Raw genomic sequence first — 24914 nt, forward strand, 5'->3', positions numbered from 1 at the left:
CATTGTGGTGACGGGGGTGTTGACGGGGCTGATGACGGGCGCTCCGGTCCGGAGCGCCCGCGGCGCATCATTCGTCGACGAACTGAACGGTCTTCACGTCCGGAAGCTCGGAAATATCCATCGAATATTCGCGGCCGTAGGACGGGATCGGCAGATCCGCTTCCAGAAGCTGCCAGTCGTCCGGCAGATCCCAGAACTTGCGGAAGCCCTTCGCCCAGTCCGGCCCGAGCTTGAACGAGGCTGCGAACATCTGCTGGACATGCACGCCCGCATCCTTGGCCAGAATGCGCTTGCGCTCCTTCGCCATCCACTCCTTCGTCGGCACGGCTTTGGCCAGACGCTCCTTGCGGATCTCCGCGCGCCTTGCCTCTGTGCGGGCCTCATCGACCCCCACCAGCCCGTCGGCCGTCTTCACCAGCACCACGCCGTAGACCGTGTCGGCGAAACGGTCGAGCAGGTAGCCGCCATTGACGTCGTCGGCCACCTTCTGGGGCTCGCGCTCCAGCGGATCGCCGAAGCCGGGGCCGCCGCGCATGTAGTTCAGATAGAGGTCGTAGTCCTTGAACATCGCCTCGGTGGTGATGGCCTGCTTGTCGCGCTTAATCTTCGCGTCAGGCAGCATGGCGTCCCAGGTCGGGTTCTGCGGGTCGGTGTCGCCGCCGGAGGGGATTTCGCCGCCATCGGCGATGATCTTCTCCAGATTGGTGTCGTGCGCGCAGAAGCGGTAGCCGGAGGCTGCCGGATAACCGCCCATCAGGCCCCAGTCGGAGCTGATATGGCCGTTGCCCATGAAGAACATGGTCCAGTCCTTGGCGTTCCAGACCATGCGCAGCGACTGGAACCCGCAGCCGCCGCGATACTTGCCGGCACCGCCCGACGAGGCCTTTATCTCGCGGCCGAGATAGATGAGCGGCTCGGCCAGCTCCCAGATCTCCATGTCGCCCATGTCGCCTTCCGGGTTCCAGATGGCGGCGGCATGGCTGATGCCGTCGGCGATGGCGGAGGCGCCGACGCCGTTGGCCGCGCATTCGAACGAGTTGACGGCGTGGATCTCGTCATACTGGTTGAACCCGCCGCCCTGCAGCCAGTTGGAGGTGTTGGCGTTGCCGGAATTGACCTCTTCCAGATAGCCGCGCCCGAAATAGGCCCGGCTGAGGCCGCGCCACAGCGAGGTCCACGACGAAACCAGGAAGTGCCACGAATAGCTGAAGGCCACGCGCCGGTCGTCCGGGTTCATCCACGTTCCCTTCGGCAGGCGGAATTCCGTGCCGTAGGCCGCCCCGTCATTGATCATCTCGGTGGGGATCAGCGTCTGCGTCATCATCACCCAGATGCCCGAGGTGAAGGAGACGGCGTGGGCGTTGTAGGTGTGCCAGCCCCAGCGCGACGAGCCCTCGAAGTCCAGCCGCCATGTGCCGTCCTTGCGGATCGTCATCTCCGAAGGCGTGTGCATGATGGTGTCGACCTTGGCGAAGTCGGACGGCACCCGCACGTCCTCATGCTCGTAAGGCACGTCGACGAAACCGACCTGGCGATATTTGCCGGGAATGGTCATCGCCTTGATGCGGGCCTGAAGGCCGACACGGCCATGCTCGACCGCCTCATAGGCAAACTTCCAGTAGGCTTCGATGCCTTCGTCGGCGATCACCTGCTCGACCAGATCGCGGATCATGTGGCAGCCGGCGACGCGGGTGCGCTCGTCCAGCATCCAGTAGCGCGTGGTGCGCACCATGCGCTGCGATTCGTGCAGCCAGTCGCGGAACAGCGTGTCGTCGGCGCCGATCTTGCGGCAGGTGATGGAATAGCCGTCGCCGAAGCGCTGCACCTGTCCGGTCGACATCGAGCCCGGACCCACCGAACCCGTATCGATGACGTGGGTGACGCCGCCCACCCAGCCGATCAGCTTCTCTTCGTGGAAGATCGGCACGATGGTGTGGATGTCGCAGGGGTGCACGTTCCCGATCAGGGAGTCGTTGTTGCAGAAGATGTCCTTGTCGTTGATGCCGGGGTTATGCTCCCAGCCGTTCTCGATCATGTACTTGATCGCCGCACCCATGGTGCCGACATGGATGATGATGCCGGTCGAGGTGAGGATGGCGTCGCCGGCGGCGTTGTAGAGGGTAAAGCAAAGTTCGCCTTCCTGCTCGACGATCGGCGAGGCCGCGATTTTCTTGGCTGTCTCCCGGGCGTCGACGACGCCGGCGCGCAGCCGCGAAAACAGCTTGTTGTAGAGAATGGGCTGGCTGTCGCGCAGCTCCATCTTGCTGATGCCGCCATAGTGGCCGGTCTTCTTCGTGGCATCCATCAGGCGGTCGCGGTGCTCTTTCAGAGTCTCGCCGCCCCGCACGATGCCGTCCAGTTTCGTGTGCATGTTCATCTTGGTCTTCCTCCCTAGATTTCCTTCAGGTGGAACAGGCGGTGGCCGTCCAGATAGGTTTCGAAGCCGCCCGGCACGACGAAGGTGGTGGCGTCGGATTCGATGATCGCAGGCCCCTTGATGCGGTTGCCGGGACGCAGCGTCTCCATCTGGTAGAGCTGGGCATCCACCCACTTCCCGTGCCGGTAGAACTTGCGGGTGCCGAGCTTTGCTTCCTCCGGCGGTGTTTCGCCGCCTTCTTCCTCGAAGGGGATCTTCGGCTTCGGGATCGGAACCGTGCCGCGCATGATGGCGCCGGTGACGGAATAGCCAAGCTCAGGCGAGCGGGCGGACGCGGCATAGACGCGGCCATAGGTGTCGTTGAAGGCCTCGACGAGGCTGTCCCAGTCGCCGGCGGTCACGGCGGTGTCGATCGGGCTTTCGATTTCCAGATCGTTGAGCTGGCCGCGATACTGCATGCGGAAGCCCGGCTGGAGCGTGACCTGATCGGCGCTGTAGCCGTTGAGCGCGAACTCTTCCAGAACGCGGTGGGCGAGTTCCTGCCACGCATCGTTGAGCTGGGCGACCTGCTCCTGCTTGTGCGCGTCGGCTGCTTCCTGCGGAAGGTTGATGTCGAGCGACTTGTCGTAGCGATACTCGAAATCGGCAGCCGCGCAGCCGAAGGCCGAGAAGCCCGCCGCCCATGCCGGAACGATGACGTCCTCGAAGCCCAGACCCTCGGTGTAGCCATAGGTGTGGACCGGCCCCGCCCCGCCATAGGAGAAGCAGGTGAAGGAGCTCGGGCTGTAGCCCTTGGAGGAAATCATCGAGCGCACATAGTCGCGCAACTCGCTGTCCAGAAGCTCGATGACGCCGGCCGCTGCTTCCTCCACGGTGAGGCCGAGCGGATCGGCGACCTGCTCCTTCATCGCGTTCCAGGCGCGTTCGCGGTCGAGCTTCACCTGCCCGCCCAGGAAGTTGTCCGGATTGAGATAGCCGAGGATGACGTGGCAGTCGGAGATGGTGACGGTCTCGACACCGGATTCCGCCCAGCACACGCCGACGCGATAACCGGCGCTGTCCGGTCCGAGCTTGATTGCCTTGGTGTAGGGGTCGAGGCGGATGTAGCTGCCCGCGCCGGAGCCGACCGAATCCATCGCCACCAGCGGCAGCGACAGCACCAGGCGGGCCATGTCGGGATCGTTGCGGATCGACAGTTCGCCCTGCGTGATCAGCGCCACGTCGAACGAGGTGCCGCCGATATCGGAGCAGGCGATGTTCTTGTAGCCCAGAACCTCGCCCAGATATTTGGCGCCGATGACGCCGCCGATCGGTCCGGAAACGATGGTGCGGGCCAGTTCCTTGGCCTTCCAGGAAATGGTGCCGCCATGGGTGGCCATCACCCGCATGTCGAATTTCGAGCCATGTTCCTTGAACGACCCCGAGATCTTCTGGAGCGTCTTTCTGGACGGCTCGGCGGCGAAGGCTTCGAGGATGGTGGTGTTGGTGCGGTGGGTTTCCTTGCGCACCGGATAGTAGTCGGTCGAGGCAAACACGGGGATCGACTTGCCGGACCTGTCGACTTCTTCCTGCACGATGTCGCGCACGCGGCGTTCATGGGCGGGGTTCTTGTAGCTGTGCAGGAGGGAGATGACGATGCCTTCGACATCCTGCTCGATCAGTTCGCGGGCGGCCGTGCGCGCCATTTCCTCGCGCAGCGGGATCACGACCTTGCCGAACATGTCGACGCGCTCCATCACGCCGCGCGTGAGGTGACGCGGCACCAGCGGATCGTCGAAATAGTGGGTGTTGAGGTGGATGCGGTCTTCATAGGCGAAGCCGAGATAGGCCTGGATGGCGCGGCCCATGCGGTGGAAGTCTTCCATGCCGGCATTGACGATGAGGCCCGTGCGCAGGCCCTTGCGCTGCACGACGCGGTTGAGCATCGCCGTGCCGGAATAAACGCCGGTCTGAATGGTGGAAACCGCCTCGTCGAGGGTCATTCCCCATTGTCCAAGTCCTTCGCGCGAGCTTTCGATCAGCCCGAGCGCTTCGTTTTCAGGCGTCGATTGCGCCTTGCCGACAACGAACTCTCCGTCGGAATCGACGAAGAACGTGTCGGTCATGGTGCCGCCGGCATCGATGCCGAGCACCTGGACCGTGCGACTGTTCTGTTTGTCCAATTGCATTGAATATCCTCCCTTCAGGACCACGTCCGCAATGTCGGGACAGGTCGCAGGGGGGACTGTGAAGGCAGAACGGACAGGCCGGGTGTCCGATTTTCGGACACCCTGACGGACATGTTGCGGACGCGAAGAAAAAGAGCGGAGCCGAACCCGTCACGGCGTTTTTCATTGCCGCGGGATGCTCTGCGGCGAACCGGAAACGCAGTGAAAACAAGCACAAGGCGCAGGGATCTGACATACTCCGAAATGGCCGGGCTTCCGGGGCCATTGCGGAAGACGTGCGTGGCGACCGTGCGTCAGCACAAAAGGCCGGGCTGTTGCAGCATCTGGCGAAAAGGCGACGCCACCCGCAAGCCGGCGCAGTTCCTTCAGTCTTTGCGCCGGCGGTCGATGCCGTAGGAATCGAGCTTCAGATAGAGGGTGGAACGGGCGATGCCGAGCCGGCGAGCAGCTTCCGTGAGGTTGCCGCCGGAACGATCGATGGCTTCCAGAATGTCGGCCTTTTCCGAGCCGCGCAGGGTGAAATCCTCCCGCTCCGCGGACTGGCGGCGCATCTCGGACGGCAGGTCCTTGTCATCGATCAGGCCGCTGTGCGACAGGGCATCCAGCGTCGCGACGAGGTTGGACATCTCCAGCAGATTGCCCGGCCAGTGATAGGCCTCCAGCGTGGCGAGCGCGGCTGCCGTGAAGCGCAGGCTGCGGTTGCCGCCGGTGCGTGCGTGGCGCTCGGCCACCATGTTCAGCGAGGGGATGATCTCCTGCCGGCGCGTGCGCAGGGGCGGAATGACCAGCCGCGCGCCGGCCAGCCGGTAGTAGAGGTCGCCGCGGAACCTGCCTTCCTGCATGGCCTCGTAAAGCGGCGTCGACGACAGCGACAGGAGCTTGATGCCGGTGCGCGCGCGGGCGCTGACCTGCTCCAGCAGGCTGAGCAGCAGCTTCTGCGCTTCCGGCGGCGTGGCGCCGGGCCGGTCGAGGCACAGCGCGCCCCCGCTTTCGGCCAGTTGCTCCAGCATGGCCGAGCGGCGCGTTTCGCGGGCAAGGTCCTCGCGCAGCCCCTCATGGGTCAGGGTGGAGCAGTTCAGCATCTCGAAGCGGCCGGAGGCCTGCGGGCTGGCGCGGTGGATCGCCTGCGCGAGAAAGGTCTTGCCGGTGCCGGTCTCTCCCTCGATCAGGATCGGGATATGCGCGCCGGCAAGGCGCTGGGCCTGGCTGCACAGCTCGAACGTCACCGGGCCGATGCGGGCGATCTTGTCGAGCTCGGCGCCCGGGCTGATCGGCACCGGCCGCGTACGGCGCAGGGAAAGCATGACGCCAACCGCATCCTCGCCCTCGGCGATGACCTCCAGATCGGCCCCCGGCAGCGCGCCGGACAATTCCTCGGCGATCACTTCCGGCACCTGCTCCATCAGGTCGGGAATGCGGGCGCGCAGCGAATTGAGAGCCTCGGGATCGGCGCACAGGCGTCGGAAATCCTCGGTGGCGAAGAGGTCGCGGCCGGCCCGGTCGAGAACCAGAACGGGATCGGAACTCAGCCTTGGGCGCTGCATGTGCAGGCGCTCCACCAGCCTTGCCCGCTCCATGGCGTAGTGGCGGCCGAGATCGGACTCGATCTGCAAAGCCAGCGTCGCCGAAAGCGCTGCCGCGTTCATCTGCTCCACATCGTTCGGCCAGGAAATGTCGACGACGCCGAGCAGCCTGCCATCGGCCGGATCGGTGATCGGCGTGGCGGCGCAGTTCCAGCGGTGGATTTCCTCGCAATAATGCTCGACGCTGCTGATCTGCGTGGGCCGGCGCAGGTGAATGGCGGTGCCGATGGCGTTGGTGCCGATGGCGGATTCGCACCAGCGCCCGCCGACATGCAGGTGGTTTTCGCGGCCCCGCGCCTGCGTGGCCTCGTCGCCGGCCACGTCGAGCACCACGCCCTTGTCGTTGCACAGGAGCAGCATGTTGCCGCTGTGGTTCAGGAGATAGCCGGCTTTCTGAAGGGCTGCGCGGGCGCCGAGCCGCAGCCTGCGGGCATCGCGCCTTCCTGCGAGCAGCTCGCTTTCGCCCACCTTGGGCGCGCTCTTGAGACTGGTGACGCCACTGCGGGCGCTGCGCTGCCAGCTTTGCAGCACAAGCTCCCTGACACTGAGAGGTACACGCCCAACGGCCATGAACGCTTCCCAGTCACTTTTGGTAATGCTGGTGACCATCTGTTCCTCCCGAGCAAATGGCGAAGACGGATCATAGTGCAGCATGCTTCGCGATGTAAGCGCGATTATTTTGGTGCTTGCGTAAAAGTGCATGCACCGGGAGCCGGCAACTTTCGTTGCGGCTTATGCGGCGGCGCGGCCCTCCTGCGCGCCATCGCCGGTATTCTCGCCGTCCAGCCTGACAAACGCCTTGATCGGCAGATGGTCGGAAGCGATCCGCGCCAGCGGCGTGTCGTGCACGATCACCGGCGAGACGATGTCGGTGCGGTTGGCGATGATGCGGTCGAGCGCCAGAAGCGGCAGGCGCGAGGGAAAGCTCGGCACCGCGCGCGGCATCGGTCCGAAGGCTGCCTCGAACATCGACAGCGCCGAGCGGTCGTTGAGACGCCATTCGTTGAGGTCGCCCATGAGCACGGTCGGCGTGGAATCGCGGGCGTTCATGATGTCGAGGATCATGCGGGCCTGAAGCGTGCGCGAATGGCGCAGCAGGCCGAAATGAGCGGCAACCACGCGCAGACTGCCGCCGGCTTCCAGATCGATCTCGGTCATGATGGCGCCGCGCGGCTCCAGTCCCGGCAGCGTGAACTGGTGCACGTCGCGCACCGCGCCGCGCCGGAACAGCACCACATTGCCGTGCCAGCCATGCGACTTCGCCCGTCCGAAGACGGGCACCGGCGTCAGCCCTGCCTCGCGTTCGAGCCTCGCAAGGTCGAGAAGACCCTGCCGGTCGCCGAAGCGCTTGTCCACTTCCTGAAGGGCGATGACATCGGCGCCGATTTCATGGATCACCCGGCCGATGCGCTCGGGGTCGAACCTGCCGTCCGTGCCGACGCATTTGTGAACGTTGTAGGACGCCACCACCATGCCGTGCCGGCCGCCATGTTCGACTGCGGGCACTTCGCCCGCATGGTCGCGCCGCACGCGAAGCCGCTCCAGTATGCTGGCGGGAAGGCCAGCCCCAAGCTTCTGCATGATGTCTTCGTCTCCCCTGACTGCGCATGAATCGGGATTCGGTTCCTTAAGGTAGGCAAGCGCACAAGCCCATGCAATGCCTGCGTAAGGCTAAGCACCTTCCTGTCAAAGATAAGGCGAACCCAGCCACAGAATGCGGTCCACCAGCCGGCGGGCGAACGGGCGGGCGCGCAGTTCGGCAAGTTTCACCGGGCGGGCATGGGCCACGATGGCGGCAATGCGGGCGTCGATCTCGCCGGCGAAATCCCGGTCGAGGACTTCCAGATCGATCTCGAAATTCAGCCTCAGCGAACGCGGATCGATGTTGGAGGAGCCGACGAAAGCCCAGGTGCCGTCGATCACCAGCAGCTTGGAATGATCGAACGGGCCCTCGTCGCGCCACACCCGGCAATGGCCTTTCAGAACCTGATCGAACTGGGCCGTCATCGCCCGGTCGACGAGCAGCAGATTGTTGGCGGCCGGCACCACGATGTCGATGGTCACGCCCCGGCGGGCGGCCGTGTTCAGCGCGCTGATCAGTTCCCGGTCCGGCAGGAAATAGGGCGACATGATGCGGATGGTGCTGTTGGCCACCGAAAACGCGCCCATCAGCATCTTGTGGTTGCTTTCGAGGCTGGCGTCGGGGCCGGAGGGAAGCGCCCGCATCAGAAGCGGCGCACCGGGCTCCACCTCGGCGGGCTGGATTTCCCATGCCTCGCCCTCCAGCCTTTCGTCGGTGGCAAACAGCCAGTCCTCGGCGGCAATGGCGAATATGTCGGCCACGACGGCGCCCCGGATGCGGAAATGGGTGTCGCGGGCGCTGGCGTCGCCGGCGAATTCGGACGTGAAGCCCTGCCGGATGTTCATGCCGCCGGCGAAGGCGACGGCCCCGTCGACAACGAGGATCTTGCGGTGGGTGCGCAGATTGGCATAGGGCAGCCGCAGGCCAACGATGATGCGCCCGTTGAAGACGCGTGCCTGCACCCCGCCTTCGCGCAGATAGCCGACGATGCTGGGCACCGAATAGCGCGCGCCGACCGCGTCGATCAGCACCCGCACGGTGACGCCGCGTTTCACCGCCGCAATCAGCGCATCGGCAAAGCGCAGGCCGATCGCATCGCGGTCGAAAATATAGGTTTCCAGAAGAATGCTGCGTTGCGCGCCCGCTATCGCTTCGATCATCGCCCCATAGGCCTGATCGCCGCTCTTCAGCATCCCGATGGAATTGCCGCAGACCATATGATGATGGGTGAGCCTGTCGCCGACCCGCTTGAGGGCCGCGAACCGCCCCCCGAAGCGCTGCGCCACCAGCTCGTCGGTAACGTCAGCGCCTGGATGCGAGGATTTTCCGTGGCCGGCGGCTGAGCGCTCGGCGGCGATGTTGTCGCGGCGCATGCGGTTGACGCCCGCCACGGCATAGATCAGCGCGCCGACAATGGGCGACAGCATGATCACGCCCACCCAGCCTATGGCCGAGCGCACTTCCTCCTTGGTCATGGCGGCATGAATGCCGGCGATGGCGGCAATCACGAAGGAAATGACCGCCAGTATATGCGGCCAGTATTCCTGCAACACAGTCCACACGCGCGCAACGCTCCAAAAAATCCGCAGGCCGGGGGACGGTCGGTGGCCGAAATCTGCCCCCCGTGTCCTGAGTCCGGGCGCTTGATGAATGGAACGAGTATGAAGCGATGCCGTTGCGAAGTCCATCGCCCGCACCACCCCTTCCCCCGGTGCCGGCGGGGTTTCACGCGCGGGCGGGCATCGGCCTCATGCGGGCGATGACGTGGATCGCCGGGGCCGGAAAGAAGCCGCGGCAGAAATCGCGCGCCGGGATGCCGGATACGCGCAGGTCAGATCGCCGGCTCAGGGATCGGGAACGACGGCGCAGACATTGGAGCGGGTGAGGAAGCGCTTTTCGCGGCCATTGTCGAGCGAGAACATGCCGCCGCGCCCCGCCACCACATCGATGGTGAGGTCGGTGTGCTTCCACGCCTCATACTGGGATTCGCTGATATAGACGGGTGTGTCGCCGATCGTGCCCAAAAGCACGTCGCGGTCGCCGACGATGAAGTCGCCGCGCGGATAGCACATGGGCGAGGAGCCGTCGCAGCAGCCGCCGGACTGGTGGAACAGAACCGGGCCGTGATCGGCGATGATCTCGTCCAGCAGCCTGATCGCTTCCGGCGTGGCCGAGACTTTTCCCAGAGAAGCCGTGTCGGACATCAGAACCTCCTGCCGTCATGTGAGCGGCGGCGCGGCCGCAGGGGCCGCACCGCCATTTCGTAGTGCTTATCAGAAGAAGCCGAGCTTCTTCGGGCTGTAGCTGACCAGCATGTTCTTGGTCTGCTGATAGTGATCGAGCATCATCTTGTGGTTCTCGCGGCCGATGCCCGACTGCTTGTAACCGCCGAAGGCCGCATGGGCCGGATAGGCGTGGTAGCAGTTGGTCCACACGCGTCCGGCCTGAATGGCGCGGCCGAAGCGGTAGGCGCGGTTTCCGTCGCGGGTCCACACCCCGGCACCCAGACCGTAGAGCGTGTCGTTGGCGATAGACAGCGCTTCCTCATCATCCCTGAAGGTGGTTACGGACACGACCGGCCCGAAGATTTCCTCCTGGAAGACGCGCATCTTGTTGGTGCCCTTGAAGACGGTCGGCTTGACGTAGTAGCCGCCGGCGAGATCGCCCGGCAGTTCGTTGCGCTCGCCGCCGGTCAGCACCTGCGCCCCTTCCTGCTTGCCGATATCCAGATAGGACAGGATTTTTTCAAGCTGCTCGGAAGATGCCTGCGCGCCGATCATGGTGGCGGGATCGAGCGGGTCGCCTTGCACGATGGCCTCGACGCGTTTGATCGCCTTTTCCATGAAGCGGTCGTAGATCTTCTCATGGATCAGCGCCCGGCTCGGGCAGGTGCAGACCTCGCCCTGATTGAGCGCGAACATGACGAAGCCCTCGATCGCCTTGTCGAGGAAATCGTCATCCTCGGCCGCCACGTCGGAGAAGAAGATGTTGGGCGACTTGCCGCCGAGCTCCAGCGTCACCGGAATGAGGTTCTGGCTGGCATATTGCATGATCAGCCGGCCCGTCGTCGTCTCGCCGGTGAAGGCGATCTTGGCGATGCGCGGGTTGGAGGCGAGCGGCTTGCCGGCCTCCAGACCGAAGCCGTTGACCACGTTGAGCACGCCGGGCGGCAGGATGTCCGCAATCAGGCCGAGCAGGATGTGGATCGAGGCCGGGGTCTGCTCGGCCGGCTTCAGCACCACGCAGTTGCCGGCGGCGAGCGCCGGAGCGAGCTTCCACACCGCCATCAGGATGGGGAAGTTCCACGGAATGATCTGCCCGACCACGCCGAGCGGTTCATGGAAGTGGTAGGCCACCGTGTCGTGGTCGATCTCGGAAATGCCGCCTTCCTGCGCACGCACCGCGCCGGCGAAATAGCGGAAATGATCGATGGCCAGCGGAATGTCGGCGGCCGTCGTTTCGCGGATCGGCTTGCCGTTGTCCCATGTTTCCGCAAGCGCCAGCGTGGCGAGGTTTTCCTCCATCCTGTCGGCGATGCGGTTGAGCAGAAGGGCGCGCTCGGCGGCACTGGTCTGGCCCCATTTTTCGCGGGCGGCATGGGCTGCGTCCAGTGCCGCCTCGACATCGGCCGCTTCCGAGCGGGCGATCTCGCACAGAACCTGTCCGTTCACCGGCGAGGTGTTCTCGAAGGTCTTGCCGGATTTGGAAGGTACGTATTTGCCGCCGATGAAATTGCCGTAGCTCTTGGCGTAAGGCGATTTGGCGGTTCGATGGAATTCCACTTTGTTCATGTCTTCCTCCCAGAAAACAGCACCGCCTCATGCGGCGCGTCGAAGTGAAGTGTTTCCTTACCTTTGCTCCGTGTCAGCCCGTCGATGGCAGATGCTTCAGGCCAACTGTCTCAGCCTTGCGACACTTGTCCGTAGAAAAATGCCGGGGCCGTCACAAAATGGGCGGTCCAAAAATGCCGGCGGGGGAAAAACCGCCGGTCAGTTCGCACCGCGCAGGCCGAACCTGCCGAGTTTGCGGTGCAGCGTGGCGCGCGACATGCCAAGCGCGCGCGCCGCCGCCGTCACATTGCCGTTGGAGCGGATCAGCGCGCGTTCCAGTACCATGCGTTCCGCCTGCCGCAGATCCTCCGAGAAGCTGGTGTCGCCGCCGAGCAGATCGGCGGCGGGCAGCGGCCGGGCCAGCACTTCCGGGGTCAGGCCCAAGGCGATGCGGGCAGAGCGGGTCGCCCCCACCACCAGATCGTCCCGGTCGACAGCCAGAAACGCGCCCGGCGCCTGATCGGGCGTCGGCGCCATCACGATGCGGGCGTCGGGATAGGCGAGCCGGAAGTTCTCCGCCTCGATGCGGCGCACCGCATCGCCAAGCGCCATGGCGATCAGGTGAATGAAGCTCTCGGTCAGGTCCGCCCGGCAGGACGAAACGTCGAGCGCGGCGGCGAGATTGCCCTCGTGGTCGTAGATCGGCGCGGTGGTGCACGACAAAAGCGTGTTCCTGGAATGGAAATGCTGGTCGCGGTGGATGGTCAGCGCGCGCCCTTCCACGAGGCAGGTTCCGATGCCGTTGGTGCCTTCGCTTTCCTCGCTCCAGACGGTGCCCGTCCACAGCCCCCAGTGCTCGAACGTCTCGTCGTCGGCGGCAGCGCCGCGCCGCTCGATGGGCACGCCGTCGCGGTCGGCCAGCAGCACGCAGCAGCCGATGCCGCCCACCGCCAGATAAAGCCGGTCCAGGCTCGCCTGCGAGGCGCGCAGCAGCCGCTCGACACGCTGGCGGGCGTGATTGAGCTCATGATCGGTGACCCGTTGCGGCGCCCTGCGCTCAGCCGGGTCGAGCTTGTGCAGTGCCGACGAGCGCCGCCATGAGGCGACCAGCGCCGATTTCGCGGCGGCGTCGGATTCGATGGCAGCGTGAATTCTGCTGGCATGCTGCGCAACTACGGATGCACCCATCGGCTCCTCCCGGGCGGCTTCCTTTGCCTCACAAAACGCCGTGCGTTGCTTCAGGAGTTACGCATCAGCGCATTGTTCCGAGGCCTGTTCCTGTCCGGGCATCCTCCACCCTGCCCGGCATTGCCTCAGGGGCCGTCGCAGGCCCTTCCTTTGAGTGTAGCCTCCGGTCCGGTTAGTTGCAAATCCGACCAAGGGAGCATGCCGGGCGCACACGCAGAATTGAAGTCAGTCCGCCTCGGGCAGCCAGATCATGAAGGCGGTGCCTTTGCCGGGTTCGCTTTCGACCATGATCTTGCCACCCTGACGGTCGATCAGCTTCCGGGTGATCGACAGGCCGAGGCCGGTCCCTTCGCGGCGCTTGGTGGTGAAGAAGGGATCGAAGGCCTTGCGCAGCGTTTCCTCCGACATGCCGATGCCGGTGTCGGCCACGGTGATGGTGAGGCCGCTGCGCCCCTCCATTTCCGTGTCCCGGGTCGCCAGCGTCAGCCTGCCGCCGTCCGGCATGGCGTGGAGCGCGTTGACGATGAGATTGACGAGCACCTGCTGCAGCTCGGTGCGGTTCATCAGCACCATGCGCTGCGCCTGCTGCCGGCGCTCGACGGAAACGCGGCTGCGGTTGAGAAGGTGCTGCACCAGCGGCAGGCAATCGGTGATCACGTCATCTGGCGCATGGCGCTCCACATAGCCGGCATATTCCTCCGGCTTGGCGAACTGAAGCAGGCGGGTGACGATCTGGCTGATGCGGTGGATCTGCTCGTCCAGCAGCCTGAATTCGGTGCCGGCCTCGCGCGCCTTGTCGCCCATCACCGCGCGGATGACCTCCAGATTGCCCTGCATGACGGCGATGGGATTGTTGATCTCATGCGCCACGCCGGCGGTGATCTCGCCGATGGCGGCCAGCTTCTCCGACATGATGAGCTGGCGCGTGGTGGCCTCAAGCTGGCGGTTGGCGAGTTCCAGCTCGCGCGTGCGCTCCTCCACGCGGATGTTGAGCTCGTCGTTCCAGGCGCGCAGCCTGGCATCGCGCGCCTGCAACTGATCGAGCAGATTGTCGAGGTGGATGGCGACGCGGCCGATCTCGTCGCGCGCCTGGCGAACGCCGGTGCGCGCGCCAAGGTCGCCGCTTTCTACTCGTGTAATGGTGCCCGTCATGCGCTCCAGCGGCAGGAACACGGAGCCTGCCCAGCGCAGGAAAACCGGAACGCTGACGGCGGTGATGGCAAGGAAGGCCAGCAGGATGGTGATCAGCGTCTCATGCTTGGCCTGCGTGAAGGGCGCTTCCAGAAAACCCACATAGAGCATGCCGACGCGGTTGCCGTAGCTGTCTGTCACCGGCTCATAGGCGGAAATGTACCAGTCATTGACGACGAAGGCGCTGTCGAGCCAGGTGCGGCCCTTGTCCAGCACCGCCGCGCGCACGATGGCCGAAACGCGGGTGCCGAGCGCGCGCCGCCCCTCGAACAGGCGCACATTGGTGCTCACCCGCACATCGTCCACGAACAGCGTGGCCGTGCCCTGACTGCCTTCGGGCAGGCTGGCTTCGCGGTAGACGAGATCGTTGATCGTGTCGATGAATTCCAGATTCTGGTTGAGCAGCAACCCGCCCACCAGCGCGCCCTGCCGTCCGTCGGCAAGCCGGGCCGGGCCGGCGGAATGGATCACCATGCCGCGCGTTTCCTCGTCGCGGTCGGTCGGCACGGCATTGGGCGTCGGCACCAGTTCCACGCGCGCCCGTTCCACAAGCGCCGGCGAGAACACGGCCAGATCGGCACTTTCAAAGATGTCGATGGCGGTGGAAGGCCGCCCTTCCAGCGCGCCCTGAATGATCGGCCAGTCCGCGCGGGGCACACCTGAGGCCATGTCGCGCGCGGTCGCTGCGATCCTGCCCTGCTCGTCGACGAGATAAAGGAAGTCGAAGCCCAGCGCCTGCCGCTGCTCTTCCAGCAGGTCGCGCAGCGCGGCTGGCGTTCGGGCCTGCGGTTCAACGGCGTCGCGGTAGCGCGACGATCCGCTGAGGGCTGCCATGCGCTCGCCGGTGTTTTCCAGCAGCCGCTCCAGATACTGATGCGCGATGGTGAGATCGCCATTGACCTTCGAGATCAGCGCGGCATCGAACTTGGAATTCCAGCGCAGGATGGTGACGCCAAGAAGCAGCGGCAAAAGCACCAGCGTCGGCAGAAGTGCGATGGCCAGAAGCCGGACGCGAACCGAGCGCGCCGCACTCATCCGGCCGCGTTGCGGCCCGCTCCGGTTCGGCCCGTTCTGGTCCGGCCCGTTTTGGTCCGGCTTGCTCTGGTCCGGTGAAGGCCCTTGCGTGTCAGACATTCCACGCCGCGCATTTGCGGTCGATGGTCTTGCGCGAAACGCCGAGCCTGCGTGCCGCCTCGTCGCGATTGCCGCCGGTTTCGCGCAGCATGCCGAGAATATGCCGGCGCTCCATATCCGCCAGGCTGTCGGCTGCGGCGTTGGCTGCGTCGCCGGGCGTCTGGCGCGTGTTCACAAGATGCTCGACCGGGAACCGGCCGAGGATCAGCGTGCGCTCGATCAGATTGTGCAGCTCGCGCACATTGCCCGGCCAGTCGTAGCGGCCGAGTGCGGCGCGGGCGGCGGCATCCACCGGCACGGGCGGCATGCCAAGCTGGCGCGACAGCTTCTGCATGAACAGCTCGGCCAGATCATACACATCGTTGCCGCGATCGTTCAGCGGCGGCATGTGGATCTGCATGACGTTGATGCGGAAATAGAGGTCGGCCCGGAACTGCCCCTGCTGCACCAGCCGCTCAAGGTCGGCATTGGTGGCGAACACGAAGCGCAGATCGACCGGCACCTCGCGCTCCGAGCCCACAGGCCGCACGCGCCGGTCCTCCAGCACGCGCAACAGCTTGCTTTGCATGGGCAGCGGCAGGTCGCCGATCTCGTCGAGAAACAGCGTGCCTTCCTGCGCATGCATGAAGATGCCTTCGCGCGCCCGCTCCGCGCCGGTGAAGGCGCCTTTCAGGTGGCCGAACAACTCGCTTTCGATCATGTCGGGCGGAATGGCCGCGCAGTTGACCGGCACGAAGGGCTTGTCGGCCCGGTCCGACAGCGAGTGCAGCGAGCGGGCCGCGACCTCCTTCCCGGTGCCGGAAGCGCCGGTCAAAAGCACTGATGTCGGCAGCGGGGCGACGCGCGTGATCGTCTCGCGCACCCGCATGATCGCTTCGGACTCGCCGATCAGCCGGTCGCGCAGCAGCATCTGGTCGGCGGCGGCGCGCAGCTGGTAGCGCAGCACCTGATTTTCGCGCTGCAACCGCACCCGGTCGAGGCAGCGCGCCACGGCGTTCAGGATCTGGTTGGAGCGGAACGGTTTCAGCACGAAATCGGCAGCACCAGCCCGCAGTGCCTGAATGGCGGTTTCGAGATCGGCGAAGGCCGTCATCAGGATGGTGTCGGCGAAGAAGCCGATGGCGCGTTGCTCGGCCAGCCATTCCACGCCGCTCTTGCCGGGCATGATGTTGTCGAGGATGACGATGTCGAAATGATGCTTGTCGAGTTTGCGGGTGGCTTCCTGCGTGTCGGCCGCCTCTTCCAGCCGCTTGCAGCGCGGACCCAGCGTGCGCACAAGGAAATTGCGCATGCCGGGTTCGTCGTCCACGACCAGTATCGATGCCTGTGCGAGCCAGGGACCGAATTCGGGATCGCCATCGGGTTCGCTTAGCCGGTGCACGGAATGTGCGGGCACTGTCATCCTCCCAATGCCGCTGTGAATGTCCGATTCCAACCTAGCGGGTCGGCAACGAAAAGACAGCCCCTGTTCGGATTTGGAATAGCGCTACGGATGAAGCGCGGCGCGGTTGCCGCGCCGTCATCTGCGGCCCGTCAGGCGTGCGCCCAGTCCCAGTAGAGCTGGCGCGCCTTGCGGGCGAAGGGGCCGTACTCCAGCTTGCGGTCGTCGAAGCCGAGAACCGGCATCACCTTGGTGATGTTGCCGCTGGAGAAGATCTCGTCGGCCTTGCGGAAGTCGTCGACGCTCAGCGTCTTTTCATGAACCGTGACGCCGGCATCGCGCAGCAGGCGGATGACGCGCTGGCGGGTGATACCGTCGAGGAAGGTGCCGTTCGGAACCGGCGTGAACACCTCGCCGTCGCGGGCCATGAACACGTTGGAGGTGGCGAGCTCCGCCACATTGCCCAGCGTGTCGCACACCAGCGCATTGCCGAAGCCGGCGGCGCGCGCCTGCGCCAGCATGCGGCCATTGTTGGGATAGAGGCAGGCCGCCTTGGCGTTGACCGGCATGGTTTCCATCGTTGGGCGGCGGAAGGTGGTGGTGGTGATGGTGAAGCCACCGGGCTCGACCATAGGTCGCTCTTCGAGGCACAGCGCGAAGGTGGTGGAGGCGGGGTCGAGCGCCACCACGCTTGCGTCACCCTCTTCGGCCCAGTACATCGGGCGGATGTAGATGGCGGCATCGGCGGCGAAATGCTTCAGCCCCTCATGCACCAGTTCCATGATCCGTTCGGCGCTGAGCGTCGGCTGGAGCCCGAGCGCCCGGGCGGAGGTGTTGACCCGTTCGGAGTGCAGGTCGAGGTCGGGCATGACGCCTTCGAAGCGGCGCGCGCCATCGAACACCAGCGAGCCCAGCCATGTCGCATGCGAGCCGGCACCGAGAATGCGCACATCCCCTTCGTGCCATTTATTATTGTACCACGTCCATTGGTTGGAAACCCGCGCCATCGGAAACCCCGGTTCTTAGAAAATTTTGCGAAATCTATCCGCAGCCGGCCGGCTGCGTCCAATGCAAATGTCGCTTTTTCGACAGACATATGCGGGCAACCGGATCGTCGGGATGGCTGTCGGCATCATCATGCGGCTTCTGCGCCGGCCTGCCCGATCAGCTGGCCGGCGACCGTGGTGATGGTGGCCGCCAGCTGTTCCATCAGGTCGGTGGCGCCGCTGGTCTTGCGCCAGAACAGGCCGATGTCGCGCCGGAAGTCGCCCGATTCCAGAGGCAGCAGCGCCATGTCCTTCGACGTGGCATGGCCGGTGCAGGCAAGCTGCGGCAGCAGCGTCACGCCCATGCCGGCGATCACCATCTGGCGCAGGGTTTCGAGGCTGGTGCCGCGGAAATCGTCATATTCGCGCGCGCCGTAGCGGCGGCACAGGCTCAGCGCCTGGTCGCGCAGGCAATGGCCTTCTTCCAACAGCATCAGGTTCTGGCTGGCGAGCGCATCGACGGGCGCGGGGCTGCGCCCTGCAAGGGCATGGGAGGCCGGAACGGCCAGCCGGAACGGTTCGCTGAACAGCTTGCGCCCGGTCACATGCGCATCCTCGACCGGCATCGCCAGCAGCACCGCGTCGATCTGGCCGTCGATCAGGCGGCGCAGCAGGATGCTGCTCTTCTCCTCGGTCAGCAGGATTTCGGTGGCGGGAAAGGCGCGCATGAAGCGCGGCACCACATGCGGCAGAAGATAAGGCCCCAGCGTGGGAAAGACGCCAAGATGCAGCCGCCGCGTGGCGCCGCCGGAATGGCGCGCCGCCTCGTCGCGCAGCTGCGCCACCTCGTCGAGCACGGCGCGGGCGCGGCGCACGGCGGCTTCGCCGGCCTGCGTGAGGATAAGCCGGCGTGGCGCGCGCTCGAACAGCGCCACGCCCAGTTCCTGCTCCAGCTTGCGGATCTGCGCCGACAGCGTCGGCTGGCTGACGCCGCAGGCTGCGGCGGCGCGGTGGAAGTTGCGCTGGTCGGCCAGCGCAACGAGATATTCCAGCTCGCGCAGGTTCATCGCATGTCGGACCCCGAGTCGTAAGCCCTCAGGCAGCCTGTTCTTCGGCCGGCAGGCGGATCAGGTAGTCGAAGGCGGCGAGCGATGCCCTCGCCCCTTCGCCCATGGCGATGACGATCTGCTTGTAGGGCGCGGTCGTGCAGTCGCCAGCGGCGAACACGCCGGGGATCGAGGTCTGGCCATGCCTGTCGACGATGATCTCGCCGCGCGCGTCGAGCGCGAGCGTGCCCTTCAGCCATTCGGTGTTGGGCACGAGGCCGATCTGCACGAACACGCCTTCCAGCGCGATGTCGCGGATTTCGCCACTGGTGCGGTCCTCGTAGGCAATTCCGGTGACGCGCTTGCCGTCGCCCTTCACTTCCGTCGTGCGGGCGCAGGTGATGATGGTGACGTTGGGCAGGCTTTTCAGCTTGCGCTGCAGCACCTCGTCGGCGCGCAGCATCTTGTCGAACTCGACCAGCGTGACATGGCCGACCAGACCGGCGAGGTCGATCGCGGCCTCGACGCCGGAGTTGCCGCCGCCGATCACCGCCACGCGCTTGCCCTTGAACAGCGGGCCGTCGCAGTGCGGGCAGAAGGCCACGCCCTTGTTGACGTAATCCTGCTCGCCCGGAACGCCCATGCGCCGCCAGCGCGCGCCGGTGGACAGCACCACCGAAGCGCCGGTCAGCGAAGCGCCCGAGGCCAGCGTGACTTTGAAGCCATCGGCCAGCTGTTCCAGCTTCGTCGCCTGCTGGCCGTTGATGATCTCGGCATCATATTCGCGCACATGGGCTTCCAGCGCACGGGCAAGCTTCGGCCCTTCGGTGTGGGGCACGGAAATCAGGTTCTCGATCGACATGGTGTCCAGCACCTGCCCGCCGAAGCGCTCGGCCACCACGCCGGTGCGGATGCCCTTGCGCGCGGCATAGACGGCAGCCGCCGCCCCGGCCGGGCCGCCGCCGACGATCAGCACCTCGAAGGGCGCCTGCGCGTTGATGGTCTCGATGGCGCGGTCGGCCGCGCCGGTGTCGATCTTCGCCAGAATCTCTTCGGCGCCCATGCGGCCCGCGCCGAAGGTCTCGCCATTGAGAAACACGGTCGGAACCGACATCACCTGCCGCTCGGACACCTCCGACTGGAACAGCGCGCCATCGATGGCGACATGCTCGATGCCCGGATTGAGCACAGCCATGAGGTTGAGCGCCTGCACCACGTCGGGGCAGTTCTGGCACGACAGCGAGAAATAGGTCTCGAAGCGGAAATTGCCCTTCAGCGCGCGGATCTGGTCGATCAGCGACTGCTCGACCTTGGGCGGATAGCCGCCGACCTGCAACAGCGCCAGCACCAGCGAGGTGAATTCATGGCCGAGCGGAATGCCGGCGAAGGTGAGGTGGATGTCCTCGCCCGGCGTGGTGAGCGCGAAAGAGGGAACGCGCTGGCCGGCCACGTCGCCGCGCCGCACGGTGATCCTGTCCGACTGCTCGCGGATCTGTTCGAGAAGCTGCAGCAGGTCGCGCGACTTCGCATCCTCACCCGCATAGGCGACGATTTCGACCGGGCGCACCAGACGTTCGAGATAGCCCTTGAGCTGGGTTTTCAGGTTTGCGTCGAGCATGGCTGCACTCCTTGGAATTTGTGGGGGAATTTGGGGCCGGGGATCGCAGGCCCGGCCTTCCCTGTGTGATGGCCGGGCCGCACTGTCAGGCGGGCAGCCCGGCTTTTCATCATCGCGAAGCGGTCAGATCTTGCCGACGAGGTCGAGCGAAGGAGCGAGCGTCGCCTCGCCTTCCTGCCACTTGGCGGGGCAAACCTCGCCCGGATGGGCGCGCACATACTGGGCGGCCTTGATCTTGCGCACGAGGTCGGATGCGTCGCGGCCGATGCCCTCGGCGGTGATTTCCATGGCCTGGATCACGCCATCGGGATCGACGATGAAGGTGGCGCGGTCGGCGAGGCCCTGGCCTTCGCGCATGACGCCGAAATTGTTGGTCACGACGCCGCTCGGGTCGCCGATCATGGTGTAGTTGATCTTGCCGATGGTGTCGGAAGAATCGTGCCATGCCTTGTGGGTGAAGTGGGTGTCGGTCGACACCGAGTAGACCTCGACGCCCATCTTCTGCAGTTCGTCATAGTGGTCGGCCACGTCGCCAAGCTCGGTCGGGCACACGAAGGTGAAATCGGCGGGGTAGAAGAAGAAGACCGCCCACTTGCCCAGCACATCCTCTTCGCTGACGGAAATGAACTTACCCTGGCGGTAGGCCTGCGCCATGAAGGGTTTGATCTTCGAATTGATGATAGCCACTGTGCACTCCTTTGGAACGGTTCGGCACCGGATATAGATGTTGCACCGCAGCACGTAAAATCGATTGATCCCGCCGGATTGATAGATTTTGTCTATCGGAAAGGGGAAAGCCGCCGCAATCCGTTGAAAAGCCGTGAAATCGGGCGGATTTTGCACGAATTTCAGAGGCTTGCGATTTTGCATAGCTGCCATGCCGCGACATTCTGGCTCGTGTTTTCAACAGAATGGCAGGCCCTCGCGGGGTTTGCAGGGCCGACATGAGACGAGCCCGCAAGAATCGGAATTCTCGCAGTTGCGAGATCGTCTGCCGGAAAATTTCTTTCCTTCTTCGCTGCCCCCGGCGGCTTGACCTTTGCGGGCCGGTAGGGTCAGTTGCCGCGCAAGCCCATCACCCCAAAGCCTGATGGCGCGACAGGCGAACGCACGGGTTCGCGCCGCGCCATGGCCGTCAACGCGGAGGAGTTCCGGCCATGATGAAGACTGTTTCCACCTCGAAGTCGCATGGCGGCGTTCAGGGTGTCTATTCGCACGCTTCCGAGGTCTGCGCCTGCGACATGACCTTTGCCGTGTTCGTGCCGCCGCAGGCTGCAAAGGAGGCGCCGGTTCCGGTCCTGTGGTATCTGTCGGGGCTGACCTGCACCCATGCCAATGTGATGGACAAGGGCGAGTACCGCCGGCTTGCCGCGGAGCTTGGGCTGATCGTGGTGTGTCCCGACACCAGCCCGCGCGGCGAGAGCGTGCCGGACGAAAAGGACAACTGGCAGTTCGGCTCGGGCGCCGGCTTCTATCTGGATGCCACCGAAGCGCCCTATGCGAAGAACTATCGCATGTATTCCTATATCACGGAGGAGCTGCCGGCGCTGATCGCCGCCAACTTCCCCGCCGACATGGAAAGGCAGGGCATTTTCGGCCATTCGATGGGCGGGCATGGCGCGATCACCATCGCGCTGAAAAATCCCGGCCGCTATCGCAGCTGCACCGCTTTCGCCCCGATCGCGCAGCCCTCGACGGCGGGCTGGTCGCGGCCGGCGCTGGAGAAATATCTCGGCGCCGACGAGGCGGCATGGCGCGCCTATGACGCCACGCTGCTGATCGCCGACGGCCGCCGGTTCCCCGAATTGCTGGTCGATCAGGGCACGGCCGACTCCTTCCTTGAGGAAGGCCTGCGCCCGCAGCTTCTGGAGAAGGCCTGCCGGGATGCGGGCCGGGATGCCGGAATGGAGCTGACGCTGCGCATGCAGGACGGCTACGACCATTCCTACAATTTCATCTCCACCTTCATGGACGATCATCTGCGCTGGCACGCCGACCGGCTTCGCTGAGTTTCAGCCCCGGAGACAGGCCCCGGCGACAGGCAAGTCGCCCGTAACCAGAAGCGGTGGCGGGCGACATGTGTGACGCAACAGCTGAAGCGGTTGCGCCGGCGCTCAGGGGACGCGATCCGTTGCGTTTATCTGTATGGATGCGTCTTGGTTCAGGCCCGCAGGGCAGCAGTGCTCCACATGGAGAGCGGGGCGGTGAACGTTTTGGCTTTCGGCTGCTGCCGCTGGGGCTCGCACAGCGAACTGTAGAGCGATTCCAGAACCCCGCGCGCCGGGCTGCTTTCGACGTGGTACCAGATCATCTGGCCATCGCGGCGGCCGCTGATCAGCCCGCAGCGGCGCAGCGTGGCAAGGTTCTGCGAGACGGTCGAATCGCGCACGCCGAGCAGCTCCACCAGCTGGCCGACGGATTTTTCGCCCTCCATCAGCATGCACAGGATCATCAGGCGATGCCGGTTGGCGAGCACTTTCAGCAACTCGCTGGCATAGTCTGCCGCCGCCTGCATGGAATCGAGATCAATCTTCATGGTCCGGCCCTGCGCGAAAGCGTTCCGTCGAGGTAATATGCAACCATCCTTATATCTGAATGAATATAAGGATGGAAGCGACAAGGCCTATTGCAGGCCGTACATCTTTTCGCGGTCGAGCTTGTAGGACCATGGCAGGCCGGCATTCTTCCAGCCGTTCACGCTGCGGGTGCCGGCAGTGGGGCCTTCCTTGGCCATGTCGCCCTCGAAGCCTTCGACGATGCTGTAGACATTGGTGAAGCCGGCCTCGGCCAAAAGGTTGGCGGAAGCCGCGCTGCGGTCGCCGGAGCGGCACATGACGATGACCTTCGCGTTCTGGTCGAGCCCCTTCTTTTCCAGGCGCTCACGCACGGCGGGCACGAAATCGGGGTTCAGTTCCAGCTTGAAACTGGACTTTTCCGCGTCCCAGACCGGGAAATCGGGCATCAGCATGTAAGGAACATTGGCGTCGGCTTCGGTCGGCATGCCGATGAAGTTCATCTCCGCGGGCGTGCGCACATCGATGAAAAGCACCTTTGCCGGGTCCTGCCCGATCATCTCATGGGCCTCGGAAGGGGTGAGGTAGAGACCAAGCTTCGTGTGCTTGGACTTCGGCAGATCGGCCTCCGTCACGGCAAGCGCCTGCGTGGAGAAAAAGGCGAATATGGACAGAGCGAAGGCAAGCAGGCGCACGGAGGGTCTCCCTTGATAGATAGAATTATCTATATTCATACATATATAACGCTTCCTGCCAAGGAAGATTTGCGCGCAGGCCGCAAAAGCCGGGGAAGGTGCCGACCCGAAGAGGCCGCGTCCCGCATCGCCCCCTCCCTCCCCGGGGGTCGCCCTCGCATTGCGCCCGGGATCGTCACGGGATCGTCGCGATTGTGAAACGTGACCGTCACAGCCGCGCGCTAGGCGCAAGGGGCATCTTCCTGCAATCCGAGGACCCCTTCCATGTTCAAGAAGACCCTTCTGGCCACGGCCGCGCTTCTGGCTTTTCACCTGCCGGCCTCCGCCGCCGAAACCTTCCCCGCCAAGCTCGCCGGCCATGCCTATCTGCCGGCGTTCACGCTCATTCCCCCGCCTGCCGATGCGCCTGAGGACGCGTGGATCTCGGGCAAGTTCACGGGCAAGACGCGCAACCATGACGTGATGTCGGTGCCGGGCGATGTCGGCCCCGCCTATGGCGGCCATCCGACCGGCATTTCGCTGCCCTTCATCGGCCAACCCGTGCAGGGCCTGTCGGGTTTCGCCATGAACCGCGCCGAAGATGGCAGCATCTACACGCTGACCGACAACGGCTTCGGCACCAAGGCCAACAGCCCCGATGCGCTCCTGTTCTTCCACCGCGTGAAACCCGATTTCGAAACCGGCAAGGTGGAGCGCATCGAATCGGTGTTCCTGCGCGATCCCGACCGCAAGGTGCCGTTCCGCATCGCCTATGAAGGCACGGACAGCCGCTATCTCACCGGCGCGGATTTCGATCCCGAAAGCATCCAGGTCCTCGACGGCGAGGTCTGGATCGGCGACGAGTTCGGCCCCTACATCATCCACGCCACGGCCGACGGCCGGGTGCTGAACGTTCACCAGACCATGCTGGACGGCAAGGCGCTGACCGGTCCCGACACGCCCGGCACCGTGGTTCCCGCCCAGCCCGGCAAGGATTTTCAGGTGCAGCGCTCCGGCGGATATGAGGGCATGGCGCTTCAGCCGAAGACCAATCTCCTGTGGGCCATGCTGGAAAAGCCGATCCTCGGTGAAGACGGCAAGCCGGAAGGCGACTTCCTGCGCGTCATCACCTTCGATACGGGCAAGGGCGATACGGGCAAGAGCGGCTGGACCGGCGACAGCTACAAGTTCCGCCTCGCCGAGGGCGCTACGGCGATCGGTGATTTCAACTTCATCGACGACAGCCGCGCTCTGGTCATCGAGCGCGACAATGGCGAGGGCGATCCGAGCCTTGCCTGCGCCGAGGGTGCCGGGGACAAGTCGGCCTGCTATCCGGTTCCGGCAAAGGTGAAGAACATCGTGCTGGTCGACACCGCCCGCATCGACGCCGACGGCTTCATCCACCGCATCGGCCACATCGACCTGATGGACATTCAGGATCCGGACGGCAAGGCCATTCTGGAAACCGATGCCGCGCGCGACCTGAAGGGCAAGTTCACCTTCCCCTTCTTCACCATCGAGGATGTGATGCTCTACGATGACACCCACATTCTGATCGCCAACGACAACAACCTGCCCTTCTCGGCGGGCCGTCGCATCGGCCAGGCCGCCAACAACGAGTTCATCCTGCTCGACGTGGCGGATTTCCTCGCGGCGAAATAGGCGCGGCACTGTCCGCACGGCACGCTGAACGTGCCGCTGGA

Annotated in this window: 18 protein-coding genes; 2 read left to right on the forward strand and 16 right to left on the reverse strand. The window is 64.8% G+C overall.

The genetic code is table 11. From position 1 onward, the window contains the following. Positions 1-67 precede the first annotated feature (67 nt). The 14 genes from MIC97_RS19235 to ahpC form a co-directional block, all read right to left on the reverse strand. A complete protein-coding gene (locus tag MIC97_RS19235; RefSeq protein WP_239801595.1) occupies positions 68-2377 on the reverse strand; it encodes a hydantoinase B/oxoprolinase family protein in 2310 nt (769 codons plus the stop codon). A gap of 14 nt (positions 2378-2391) precedes the next feature. After that, complete coding sequence (locus MIC97_RS19240) at positions 2392-4545, reverse strand: hydantoinase/oxoprolinase family protein (protein ID WP_239801596.1); 2154 nt, start codon at positions 4543-4545, stop codon at positions 2392-2394. 365 nt (positions 4546-4910) lie between these two features. Then, a complete protein-coding gene (locus MIC97_RS19245) occupies positions 4911-6737 on the reverse strand; it encodes a sigma 54-interacting transcriptional regulator (RefSeq protein ID WP_239801597.1) in 1827 nt (608 codons plus the stop codon). 123 nt (positions 6738-6860) lie between these two features. Then, complete coding sequence (locus MIC97_RS19250) at positions 6861-7709, reverse strand: endonuclease/exonuclease/phosphatase family protein (RefSeq protein ID WP_239801598.1); 849 nt, start codon at positions 7707-7709, stop codon at positions 6861-6863. A 105-nt stretch (positions 7710-7814) separates the two neighbouring features. Further along, entirely contained in the window at positions 7815-9272 is a 1458-nt protein-coding gene (locus MIC97_RS19255; RefSeq protein WP_239801599.1) for a phospholipase D-like domain-containing protein, read from the reverse strand. A 282-nt stretch (positions 9273-9554) separates the two neighbouring features. After that, complete coding sequence (locus MIC97_RS19260; protein WP_239801600.1) at positions 9555-9914, reverse strand: DUF779 domain-containing protein; 360 nt, start codon at positions 9912-9914, stop codon at positions 9555-9557. Between the two features lie 69 nt (positions 9915-9983). Continuing rightward, entirely contained in the window at positions 9984-11501 is a 1518-nt protein-coding gene (gene adh / locus MIC97_RS19265) for an aldehyde dehydrogenase (protein WP_183832204.1), read from the reverse strand. Between the two features lie 198 nt (positions 11502-11699). Continuing rightward, positions 11700-12668, reverse strand: a complete 969-nt coding sequence (locus MIC97_RS19270) for a helix-turn-helix domain-containing protein (RefSeq protein WP_239801601.1) — start codon at positions 12666-12668, stop codon at positions 11700-11702. 225 nt (positions 12669-12893) lie between these two features. Then, positions 12894-14894, reverse strand: coding sequence for a cache domain-containing protein (locus MIC97_RS19275; protein ID WP_239801756.1), 2001 nt, complete (start codon positions 14892-14894; stop codon positions 12894-12896). A 91-nt stretch (positions 14895-14985) separates the two neighbouring features. Next, the gene (locus tag MIC97_RS19280) at positions 14986-16389 is read right to left on the reverse strand and encodes a sigma-54 dependent transcriptional regulator (RefSeq protein WP_239801602.1); all 1404 of its coding nucleotides are present in this window, start codon (positions 16387-16389) and stop codon (positions 14986-14988) included. Positions 16390-16526: 137 nt separating this feature from the next. Further along, entirely contained in the window at positions 16527-17381 is an 855-nt protein-coding gene (locus MIC97_RS19285) for a branched-chain amino acid aminotransferase (protein ID WP_239801603.1), read from the reverse strand. 128 nt (positions 17382-17509) lie between these two features. Further along, on the reverse strand, positions 17510-18427 hold the full coding sequence (locus MIC97_RS19290) for a LysR substrate-binding domain-containing protein (RefSeq protein ID WP_239801604.1): 918 nt from the start codon (positions 18425-18427) through the stop codon (positions 17510-17512). 28 nt (positions 18428-18455) lie between these two features. After that, positions 18456-20024, reverse strand: a complete 1569-nt coding sequence (gene ahpF / locus MIC97_RS19295; protein WP_239801605.1) for an alkyl hydroperoxide reductase subunit F — start codon at positions 20022-20024, stop codon at positions 18456-18458. Between the two features lie 123 nt (positions 20025-20147). Beyond that, positions 20148-20711, reverse strand: coding sequence for an alkyl hydroperoxide reductase subunit C (gene ahpC / locus MIC97_RS19300; RefSeq protein ID WP_239801606.1), 564 nt, complete (start codon positions 20709-20711; stop codon positions 20148-20150). A 473-nt stretch (positions 20712-21184) separates the two neighbouring features. Between ahpC and fghA the strand changes: the two genes are divergently transcribed. Continuing rightward, on the forward strand, positions 21185-22033 hold the full coding sequence (gene fghA, locus MIC97_RS19305) for an S-formylglutathione hydrolase (protein ID WP_239801757.1): 849 nt from the start codon (positions 21185-21187) through the stop codon (positions 22031-22033). 152 nt (positions 22034-22185) lie between these two features. Here the strand turns inward: fghA and MIC97_RS19310 are convergent, their stop codons facing one another. Together MIC97_RS19310 and MIC97_RS19315 are read right to left on the reverse strand one after the other, a co-directional pair. Then, complete coding sequence (locus MIC97_RS19310) at positions 22186-22560, reverse strand: metalloregulator ArsR/SmtB family transcription factor (protein WP_239801607.1); 375 nt, start codon at positions 22558-22560, stop codon at positions 22186-22188. Positions 22561-22647: 87 nt separating this feature from the next. Then, positions 22648-23232 (reverse strand): rhodanese-like domain-containing protein, encoded by a 585-nt coding sequence (locus MIC97_RS19315; protein ID WP_239801608.1) that lies wholly within the window; start codon positions 23230-23232, stop codon positions 22648-22650. A gap of 264 nt (positions 23233-23496) precedes the next feature. Here MIC97_RS19315 and MIC97_RS19320 point away from each other — a divergent pair, with 264 nt between their 5' ends. Beyond that, positions 23497-24873: an esterase-like activity of phytase family protein gene (locus MIC97_RS19320; RefSeq protein WP_239801609.1), complete on the forward strand. Its 1377-nt coding sequence runs from the start codon at positions 23497-23499 to the stop codon at positions 24871-24873. The last annotated feature ends 41 nt before the right edge of the window (positions 24874-24914 follow it).

The sequence above is a fragment of the Aquamicrobium sp. NLF2-7 genome, assembly GCF_022359935.1.
Taxonomy (GTDB): domain Bacteria; phylum Pseudomonadota; class Alphaproteobacteria; order Rhizobiales; family Rhizobiaceae; genus Mesorhizobium; species Mesorhizobium lusatiense.